General features: G+C 64.3%; 1 protein-coding gene. It reads left to right on the top strand.

Annotation, left to right across the window (positions count from 1 at the left end; translation table 11 throughout):
• Nucleotides 1-230, top strand: a 230-nt coding sequence (locus tag SB764_RS45115) for a hypothetical protein (RefSeq protein WP_410867450.1), incomplete at both ends; no start/stop codon positions are given.

The raw sequence follows: 230 nt of genomic DNA, 5'->3' as shown, positions 1-230 counted from the left end.
GCAGGCGGGATGGCGGCAGAATCTGTTCGATGGCCGCGCATTCATCGAACCGTCGATCGAAGTAGCCACCGGCCACACCAGCGCCTACACCTTGCACGGCGATAAAAACAGCATCGATGTCCGGGTCAACGCCAGCACGCCGGTCTATGCCAAGATCGGCGCCGCCGCCGGCTGGAGCCAGCAGTCGGATGAACAACACGGGTTGGCCCTGTCCGTGGGGCTGTTCCGGC

The organism is Paraburkholderia sp. SIMBA_027 (assembly GCF_046535315.1).
Lineage (GTDB): Bacteria > Pseudomonadota > Gammaproteobacteria > Burkholderiales > Burkholderiaceae > Paraburkholderia > Paraburkholderia tropica.
Note: the sequence above shows the minus strand (reverse complement) of the source record. Positions and strands in the feature narration are given on the sequence as shown.